The sequence below is a fragment of the Micromonospora sp. BS32 genome (genome assembly GCF_059089345.1).
In genome coordinates this window covers 1-369 of record NZ_JBSSHR010000179.1, presented here as the reverse complement: position 1 = coordinate 369, position 369 = coordinate 1, and the positions used below count along the sequence as shown (strand labels likewise).

Here is a 369-nt window from a genome sequence, read left to right as displayed (position 1 = left end):
TCGACTCCTGCAGGCTGGTGGCGATGGAGATGACCGCGGCCCGCTCGTCCAGACCCGACTTCTTCGTCCCGGCGATGATCGCCTTCACATTCGCGGTCTGCTCATCGTTCAGATCGATGCGCGACTGGCTGCCCTGCACACCGTGCGGGATCAACTTGGCCTTGTTCACACCCGGCTTGTCAGCCTGCACCGCGACGGGCTTGACGTCCACCGCCGGGGCGGCGTCGGCGTGCATGGCCGGGCCGGCGAAGACGCCACCGGCGAACGCCAGACCAGCGATACCCAGAACACTCTTACGCAGCATGGTGGTCTTCATGGAGAAAGCTCCTTCGGGGGTTGGCCCACACACGCGAGGGGGATCAGCGCGCG

General features: G+C 66.1%; 1 pseudogene. It reads right to left on the bottom strand.

Annotated features, from left to right (window positions below):
• A pseudogene (locus tag AC5RWQ_RS30800) lies at nucleotides 1-316 on the bottom strand (hypothetical protein); the annotation flags it as partial.
• Between the last annotated feature and the right edge of the window lie 53 nt (nucleotides 317-369).